The following is an 8360-nucleotide window of genomic DNA, read 5'->3' as shown; positions in this document are numbered from 1 at the left end:
ATCCAACCCCCGCAACCACCAACTAGTTGAAAACATTGAAGATCATAGCCTCGCTGCTTCCAGCGGGGCTTTTTGCGTTCGCAACTGTAAGCATATGGGAAGCAGCGCCGCCTGTAGTTACAGGTGTTCGCGAGTAGCAAAGCAGCGAGGTTCGTACGACGCTGCTTCCGGAGAGCCCCTAGGCCTTGTTTGCGCCTAGCAAGGATTTTTGTCGCTGGCGAACACCGGTTACCCACGTTGGAGATCCAGCATTGGGGGGCAACGTGACTGCAAGTTCTCTGCCTGAGACCAGTCTTTATCTCCCGGTGAAACGCTTCCTTGAAGCGCAAGGATTTGAGGTAAAAGGAGAGGTCTGTGGCTGTGATCTCGTCGCTGTGCGGGGCCCCGAGCCTCCTCTGCTGGTGATCACCGAGTTGAAGCTGTCATTCACGCTCGAATTGGTCCTGCAGGCCGTCGATCGCCTCCGTTCAGCGGATCAGGTCTATCTTGCAGTCCTGGGTACTCGCAAGCGCGTTCTGCGGCTTTGTCGTATGTTGGGCGTAGGACTGCTCGCTGTAGATCCAAAGCTGGCGCGAGTATCGGTGCTCGCAGAACCGCTCCCTTACCGGCCGCGGCCCGATCCAAAGCAGAGGCGGCGGTTCTTGAAGGAGCATGGTTCCCGAATTGGTGATCCAACCGCGGGCGGCTCGACGCGACAGCCGATCATGACTGCTTACCGTCAGCGTGCACTTGCCTGCGCCGCTGCTTTGCGTGGCGGTCCGATGGCGCCGCGTGCGCTCAAGCACCTGGCAGAGGACGCAGGAACGATCCTGCTCAGGAATGTCTACGGGTGGTTCGAACGGTCTGAACGGGGCATCTATCGGTTAACGGCAGCTGGAGAAGCTGCTTGCGAGGCGCACAGCAGAGCTGAGGGAGTGTAGCAGGTAAACAAAGAACCCTCGCTTTGCTGCAAACGCCTGTGGTGGTGGCAAGTTCTTCGGCGTTCGGCCGGCGACCACATGATAACCGGCATCTACGCCAACTTTTTTGAGCCAAGCGGATCGCTCTCAGTGTAATTATCACAGCAACAGCGTAACGCTTCGGAACGGCGAAAGTCTCTGCCGAACGAAACGTCGTGAGGCGGCGAGTATCGCACGGGCGCGCGGACGTATGCCGCAGCAAGGAGTGTTCTTGGCAAACTAATTCTACGAGCAAGCCCGGCCAGAAGCGCAGAGAGGCGAGGCTGTTTTCTCACTCCCGACTTCTTCAGCCCCGCCCGGTCTTGGGAACGTTATCTTCCGACGCCCAGATCGCGGCGCGACAGGTCGAGCTGGTCGGCTGGGATCACTTCGATATCGGGACGAATCGCGCGCAGATCGTTAAGGAATTCGTCGGCATTGCCGACCACAACGATCATCGCTTTGTCGGCCGAGACGTATTTCGCCGCTGCCGCGCTGGCCGCTTCCGGAGTCACGCCCTCGAGCTGGGCGGCATATCGCGCCGCTTCACTCGGTTCGAGGCCGTACATCAGGAGTTCGGCCACGATATTGTTGAAACCCGACGAGGTTTCGAGGCTACGGCCATAGCCGCCCGCCAGAAAGTGCCGGCGCGCCTCGATCAGGTCAGTGGCCAAGGCTTCGCTGCCCAAGCGGTCGAACTCGTCGAGAAACACCTGCACCACCTCGTCGGCGGTTGCGTTCTGCGTCTGCGAACTGGCGACCAGGTAAGCGTCGTCCGCTCGCGCCGGAAAGCCGCTATAGGCGCCGTAGCTGATCGAGCGCTTCGTCCGCACTTCTTCGAACAACCTTCCGCTGGATCCACCGCCGAGCACCGCATTTGCGAGTTCGAGCGCGATGTAGTCCTCACCCGAACGGGAGGGCGCACGAATTCCGGCATAGACCGCTGCCTGACCCGCTTCGGGCAGATCGATCACGACTGTGCGGACAGGAGAAGGCTCGCCCGCAGGATTCGGTATGGAGGGCGGCGCAGGAGCGGCGGAGGTCCAGTGGCCCAATAGAGTGTCGGCTAATGCGACGGCATCTTCAGGCGCGATCCCGCCGCTCACGATCACTTTTGTCTGCGCGGGGTGCCACCAGGCCCTGCGATGGTCGAGCAGGTCTTCGCGCGTGATCGCGGCTAGGCTTTCCGCCGTACCGCCGGGCTGCGATCCGTAAGGCGCGTCGCCGTAAAGCACCGGCCGTGCCACCATCTGGGCCAGTTCGCCGGGATCCTTAAGGCTGACCTGCAGACCGTCGATCGCCCGTTTGCGCTCGCGTTCGAATTCCGCCGCCGGATAATCGGCGCTGCGGATCATTGCGGCCAGGATTTCACCCGCCGCTTCCATATTGGCTACGGGTGCCGTCAGGCTGAAAAAGGTTCCGTCCGTGCCCGCGGTCGCCCCAACGCTCGCGCCGAGACTTTCGAGTCTGGCGGCGATTTCCTGCGCGCTCATTCCGCCCGCACCCTTGTCGGCGAGCGATGCCGCAAAGTTGGCGACGCCGGCCTTGGCGCGCTCATCCGATTTCGCCCCGCCGGGCACGAGAACGGTCATGGTGGCGAACGGCACATCTCCCGTCTGCGCGGCGACCACCTCGATTCCGTTGTCCAGGGTCTGCTCGACGATCTCAGGCGTCTCGACGGTCGGCTTCATACCAGGTTCGGGCAGAGGATCGCGTTCCGCTTCCGGGCGGACGGCGAGCGGGGTGCGGGTCGGCTCGGGCAGGGTGCGGAAGGTCGGGAACGGGGCAGGGTTGGCCCATTCGGCGGGGTTCTCCTCACCCTCCTCGTAAGTCATGTCCACCCGGCCTTGCGGGTCCAGCCATTTCGCGGCTGCGCGCTGGACATCCGCGACGGTCACGGCGGAAATGGCGGCGAGCCGCTTGTCCGCTGCATCGGGATCGCCGGTGGAGACCAGCGCCTCGCCCACTTCAAACGCCCGGCCACGCGCGGTCTCGCGCTAGCGAAGCGCAGTCGAGAAGATCTCGTTCTTGGCCTCCGCCAATTCGGCTGCGCTGACCGGCGTGATCCGCACCCGCTCGATTTCTGCATCGAGAATCGTCTTGACTTCTTCGGCATCGGCGGTGGGATTGGTGATCGCGAAACCCGCGATCATGCCCGCCTCCTCGCCGTCGCTATAGAAGAAGCTGGCATCCACAGCCTTTCCGCTGCGAACCAGTGCCTCGTTAAAGCGGCTGTTGTCGCCACGCGCCATGATCGCCGACAGCACCTCGAGCGCCGCGGTATCTTCACTCGCCATCTTTGGCCCCTTCCAAAGCGTACCGCGCACCGGCAGCGGCACGTTAGGAGCGCGGGCAACGATCGTGCGGAGACTGGTACGCTCCGGCTCTTCGGCGCCCAGTTCGAGCGGTAGAGGGTTCTCGCGGCGCGGAATGTCGGCGAAATATTTGTCCACCATGGCGCGCAAATCGGTCATTTCGAAATTGCCGGCGACGATCAGCGTGGCAGTATCTGGTCCGTAATAAGCTTCGTGAAACGCCAGGGCATCTTCCAGCGTTGCCGCGTCGAGCTCCTCAATCGACCCGATCCCGGGACGGCGATATGCGGTGGTATCGTAAGCGTTCTCGGGCAGAACGAAGCGTTGAAAGCGTCCATAGGGCGGCGCAAGCACGCGTTGGCGAAGTTCCTCCGTCACCACGTCGCGTTCGCGATTGAAGACCTCGTCATCGACAACCGGAAAAGCCATGCGTTCCCGATGGGTCCACAGCATCCGCTCAAGATATTCGGCCGGCACGGTTTCAAAGTAGTTGGTCCGGTCGGGCCCGTTCGAAGCATTGCGCGTGCCCCCGACATCGGCGGTAAGGCCGTATATCTGGTTGTAAGGCATATTCACGGTCTTGCGGCTGAGGATATGCTCGAACAGGTGCGCGAAGCCGCTTCGACCTTCAGGATCGAGTTTCGAGCCGACATCGTACCACATTGAGGTGGTGACGCTGGCGGTGGTGTCATCCTTGATTGCGATCACGCGCAAGCCGTTGTCGAGTGTCCACATCGTATAGTCGATTTCGGGCGCGGTGATGGCGGTGCCTGCCGCATCCTGAGCAAAGAGCGGCATGGCGGCGCTCAAGGCGATGGCGGCGGTAGAGGCGGCAAGAAACCGGTGGAGCATGATAAAGCTTTCCCCGAATGAAGGCTGACGCGCAAAGGCTAGAGAGTTTGCCGTCCCGCGCAACAGGCTTGCTCTACCAGCGCACTACCGCGCGCTGCGAGTGTCGAGGCGCGGGCCGCTGCCGCCAGGAGGATATGCTGGCCAGACTTCTACTCTTTGGCGATCTCGAGCTGAATCGCCACAGCCGGGTTTGACGGGTCATTGTCGATACTCAAGACAGGCTAAAGACCGCTGTATTTTAAAGCGGTTCTATGGGTTCTTTGAACTCAGCATTGGGTCACCGAAAAGCAGACTGGAGCGGACCGGAAATGCAGCGGTCGGCACATCGCGACCACTTCGCCAAGCTTTCGTGCCCGGCCCAAGGGACGCAGCCGTGAGTCTTTCTTCATGGCACCGATGAATCGTAGCTGCGGACGCCTTATATCCGCTCCATGACCAAATTGATTGTCTGGCATGACGGCAATTGCCCGCTCTGCAGGAGCGAGATCGCCCTGATGCGGCGGCTTGATTGGCGGAGCTCGATCGAGTTCATCGATGTGACGAGTACCTCAGCAACTTTCTGTCCGATTGATCCGGCAGAGCTGCTCGCCCGGTTTCATGCCAGCGAAAATGGCCGCTTCCTATCCGGCCTAGCAGCATTCGCCGCAATGTGGCGCGCGATTCCTCTGCTCCGCCCGTTCGGGTTGGCGGCGCAGTGGCCTTGGCTGCTCGCAATACTCGAGAGTTTGTATGTCCGGTTCTTGGGTGTCCGGCCCCGGCTGCAGCGTGCGATTGGCAGGCTTCCAGTAACATGAAGCCAGGACCGGACCCGATCCTTTCTGGCCAGCGCAGCGTGTGGGACTTCCCGCGTCCGGCCATCGCCAAATCGTGCGCTGCACATTTACGTATCGAACATGGTGGGATCGTGATCGCCGATACGCATGCGAGCGTCTGCACATTTGAGACTAGCCACCCTCCAAGCTACTACTTTCCGCCTGACGCGGTCACGGCTGGAATGCTTCGTCCCGCCGGAGGAGGCTCCTTTTGCGAGTGGAAGGGATCGGCATCTTACTGGGATGTCGTGATCGGCGACATCGTTCTGCCCCGCGTTGGCTGGAGTTACGGGAAACCGACAGCAAACTTCGCCATGCTGCAGGACCACGTCGCGTTCTATGCCGCGCCGTTCGACAAGTGCTTGGTTAATGGCGAGACAGTCGTTCCGCAGCCGGGCTCGTTTTACGGCGGCTAGATTACCAGAGACCTCGCAGGCCCATTCAAGGGTATTCCCGGGAGCATGGGCTGGTAGGCATCGCGCTTCCGCCAACAAGGGATTTCTCTTGCATGCAGATCGCTATCCGCTTGTCTCTATTCGGATCTTGTAGCTGACGATCGGAAACCGGCCCAGTTGCAGCCCTTCGATCCACATTGCGCGCACTTTCGCCAGCGCGCGAGGAACTCATGGACGTAGGGGTGTTTAGCTGACTAGGGGGTCAGATGAGCATCGTCACCACTATCATGAACAGCACCACCGGCCGGCCGATTCAGAAAATGACTTTCGGTCGGATGCCCAAGCCCTGGGCGTCGTTCACCCTGAGCACTGGAGAATTAGTGACAGCAGAGAGGATCGACGTGGTTAAGCCTGCACCAGGCAAGTTCCTCGCTTCAATTACTATCTGGGTCAGTCCGGCGCATCGACAGCTTGAGCAAGAATGAGACGTTCGGTGCTCCAACCTTTTTCGCTGTATGTGCCCGAGCATACATCAGGTGCTTCGAGCTGTCGCCTCGATGCAGAGTGAAAACGCAAGCTCGACACTGGCGGAACTGGGCTGGCGAGGCTTCTTCAGTCGTCAGGTAAGCACCGAAGAATACCAAAGCTTTGTGCCCGTCCGCGTGATGGCGGTGCACCGTGGTATGGTCAGCGTACTGGGTGCAGAAGTGGATGCATCGATTACATCCGTACTTCCGTCGTCTGAGGGCCCCGAGGACAGGCCAACGGTTGGCGACTGGCTGCTGATGGTGCGCGATAGCTTGACCCCTGTGCGCCTTCTTGAGCGGAGCAGTTTGTTCAAGCGGCTTGCGCCTGGAGATGATCAACGGGTTCAGCTTATCGCGGCAAACGTTGACACGCTCTTCGTGGTTACGTCCTGCAACGAAGACTTCAACATAGCACGCCTCGAGCGTTACCTTGTGCTCGCACGGCAAGCGGGCGTGCGCCCGGTTGTCGTACTTACGAAGGCAGATCTGGCCACAGACACGGAACACTTCGCCAAGGCGACGAAAGCCTTGGACAGCACACTGGATGTCGAGCTGATCAATGGGCAGGATCGCCAAAGTGTCGCCAGACTGGCTGAGTACTGCCGAAGAGGGGAAACGGTCGCACTCGTTGGTTCGTCCGGCGTCGGCAAATCGACCTTGATCAATACGTTGAGAGGCTCTGACAGTATCCAGACCCAGGCTGTTCGTGAGAGCGATGGGAAGGGTCTCCACACGACCACTGTCCGCCAGATGCACCGGCTTGGTGCGGGTTCGGAAAGTCGTGGCTGGCTGGTCGATACGCCCGGGATGCGCGAACTTCAGATGTCCGAAGTGTCGTCGGGTGTTGCAGAAGTGTTTGACGATATCGTGGCAGCTACGCTGAACTGCCGCTTCGCCGATTGCACCCACTCTCAGGAACCGGGGTGCGCTGTACGTGCCGCGATCGTCGGGGCTGAATTCACGTTTGCTCGTTTCGAGCGCTGGAAAAAGCTGACCGCTGAAAACCGTGTTAACACCGATGCTGCTGCTGTTCGGCTGGCACGCTCCGCAAAACGCCGCAGAAGGAATTAGATAATGGCTGATTTATATCGCAAGGCGCTGGAGGGTGAACGCCGAAAGCTTTGGGCCGAGTGTCGCCTCAAGGGGCTGGCGAGGGATACTCCGCAGCGGCTGAGAATAACCGAACTCGACAGGCTTCTGTCGGAGCATCTGGCGAAAGCGCCGAAATAAAGGCGTCTGGGAGAAATATCCTGCAGGTGACGATCAAGGTGCGATCTGCGCGAGGCTTTCCTCATAAATAGACGGGAAAACAGCGCCGCCTCAGCGCTGTTTCTTTGCTGTGCTTGCGTTGAAGTCGGGATCCTCCTGGCCACCCAGTCGACAAACTTGCGTACGTTCGGAATGGCCAGAAGCGCCTCTACGTCCATGGCATGGCGCTGCAACTCGGCATTGCTGAAGTTTGCGATCAGGGTCTGCTGACAGATTGGGTGCATCGGCACAACGTCGCGGCCGCCTTGCATGCTCAGAAGAACCATGTCTGGTTAACGCCTGAATTCTCTTCGGAAGATCGCCGCTCTAGGCGTGCTCGGCTCTGTCAGACCAAATGCATCAACTGGTAAGGAGTAGCGGGGCAGGGCGGTCCGATGCCTCGCAAGAAGAAATCTGCCAGCCCGTTTAGGTACTTCAACTCCTCGCCAGAGGTGATCCGGCTGGTGGTGATGATGTATGTCCGCTTCCCCCTGAGCTTGAGGAACGTGGAAGACCTGCTGTTCGAGCGCGGGATCGACATCAGCCATGAGACGGTGCGACACTGGTGGAACAGGTTCGGCCCGCTGTTTGCAGCGGACATCCGCCGCCAGCGGGTAAGCCGCGTGAGAGGGTTCCGCCAGAGGCAGTGGCACCTCGACGAGATGTATGTGAAGGTGAACGAAGAGATGCACTACCTGTGGCGAGCGGTGGACCAGGAGGGCGAGATCCTCGAGAGCTATGTCACCAAGGCCAAGGACAAGGCAGCAGCTCTCAAGTTCATGAGAAAGGCGCTGAGGCGCCACGGCTCACCTGAGAGGATAACCACAGACGGCCTGCGCTCCTACAAGGTGGCCATGACTGAGCTGGGCAATGCCAACAAGCAGGAGGTGGGGCGCTGGGCCAACAACAGGGTCGAGAACTAGGCGGTAAACTCATAAACTGGGTTGCGCTTAGCGGCGGTGATTGATTCAAGGCCCGAGAAGGAGCCTTGCACATGCGTCGTCGTTTTGATCTGACAGATTTAGAGTGGTCGGTGGTCGAGCCACTGCTTCCGAACAAGTCTCGGGGTGTTCCCCGGGTGGATGATCGCCGGGTGATCAACGGTATCCTCTGGCGGTTCCGCACCGGCAGTCCATGGGCGGACATTCCCGAGCGTTACGGTCCCCAATCTACCTGCTACAATCGCTTTGTCCGCTGGCGCAGAGCCGGTGTCTGGGATCGGCTTCTGACGGCGGTTTCGCAGGCTTTCGACGGCGAGCTGGTGATGATCGAC

General features: G+C 60.2%; 9 protein-coding genes and 2 pseudogenes. 8 read left to right on the top strand and 3 right to left on the bottom strand.

The annotated features are described in order from the left end of the window. Nucleotides 1-305 precede the first annotated feature (305 nt). Entirely contained in the window at nt 306-920 is a 615-nt protein-coding gene (locus G7A66_RS14480; RefSeq protein ID WP_206675084.1) for a DUF2161 family putative PD-(D/E)XK-type phosphodiesterase, read from the top strand. Between the two features lie 350 nt (nt 921-1270). Here the strand turns inward: G7A66_RS14480 and G7A66_RS14145 are convergent, their stop codons facing one another. Both G7A66_RS14145 and G7A66_RS14140 read right to left on the bottom strand, forming a co-directional pair. Further along, nucleotides 1271-2905 carry a M16 family metallopeptidase gene (locus tag G7A66_RS14145; protein ID WP_332310498.1) on the bottom strand — a complete coding sequence of 545 codons (1635 nt, stop codon included), beginning with the start codon at nt 2903-2905 and terminating at the stop codon, nt 1271-1273. A gap of 30 nt (nt 2906-2935) precedes the next feature. Continuing rightward, a complete protein-coding gene (locus G7A66_RS14140) occupies nt 2936-4105 on the bottom strand; it encodes a M16 family metallopeptidase (protein WP_232366679.1) in 1170 nt (389 codons plus the stop codon). Nucleotides 4106-4536: 431 nt separating this feature from the next. Between G7A66_RS14140 and G7A66_RS05520 the strand changes: the two genes are divergently transcribed. The 5 genes from G7A66_RS05520 (at nt 4537) to G7A66_RS05500 (ending at nt 7069) form a co-directional block, all read left to right on the top strand. Beyond that, entirely contained in the window at nt 4537-4899 is a 363-nt protein-coding gene (locus G7A66_RS05520) for a thiol-disulfide oxidoreductase DCC family protein (RefSeq protein ID WP_174294710.1), read from the top strand. Continuing rightward, on the top strand, nt 4896-5333 hold the full coding sequence (locus tag G7A66_RS05515) for a DUF427 domain-containing protein (protein WP_174294709.1): 438 nt from the start codon (nt 4896-4898) through the stop codon (nt 5331-5333). Before G7A66_RS05520 ends, G7A66_RS05515 begins: the two co-directional genes overlap by 4 nt. 245 nt (nt 5334-5578) lie before the next feature. Further along, nucleotides 5579-5797, top strand: coding sequence for a hypothetical protein (locus tag G7A66_RS05510; protein WP_174294708.1), 219 nt, complete (start codon nt 5579-5581; stop codon nt 5795-5797). 72 nt (nt 5798-5869) lie between these two features. After that, nucleotides 5870-6910, top strand: coding sequence for a ribosome small subunit-dependent GTPase A (rsgA, locus tag G7A66_RS05505; RefSeq protein WP_174294707.1), 1041 nt, complete (start codon nt 5870-5872; stop codon nt 6908-6910). 3 nt (nt 6911-6913) lie between these two features. After that, the gene (locus tag G7A66_RS05500) at nt 6914-7069 is read left to right on the top strand and encodes a hypothetical protein (RefSeq protein ID WP_174294706.1); all 156 of its coding nucleotides are present in this window, start codon (nt 6914-6916) and stop codon (nt 7067-7069) included. Nucleotides 7070-7159: 90 nt separating this feature from the next. Here G7A66_RS05500 and G7A66_RS14135 read toward each other — a convergent pair. Continuing rightward, nucleotides 7160-7356: pseudogene (locus G7A66_RS14135) on the bottom strand (hypothetical protein); the annotation flags it as partial. Between the two features lie 126 nt (nt 7357-7482). On the opposite strand from G7A66_RS14135, the pseudogene G7A66_RS05495 reads away from it, so the two are divergent. Continuing rightward, nucleotides 7483-8007 (top strand): annotated as a pseudogene (locus G7A66_RS05495) (IS6 family transposase); the annotation flags it as partial. Between the two features lie 74 nt (nt 8008-8081). Next, on the top strand, nt 8082-8360 hold a 279-nt coding region (locus G7A66_RS05490), incomplete at its 3' end, for an IS5 family transposase (protein ID WP_174294705.1).

It is taken from the genome of Alteripontixanthobacter muriae, from assembly GCF_013336795.1.
GTDB classification, from domain to species: Bacteria; Pseudomonadota; Alphaproteobacteria; order Sphingomonadales; family Sphingomonadaceae; genus Pseudopontixanthobacter; species Pseudopontixanthobacter muriae.
This window is presented reverse-complemented; position numbering and strand designations above follow the sequence as displayed.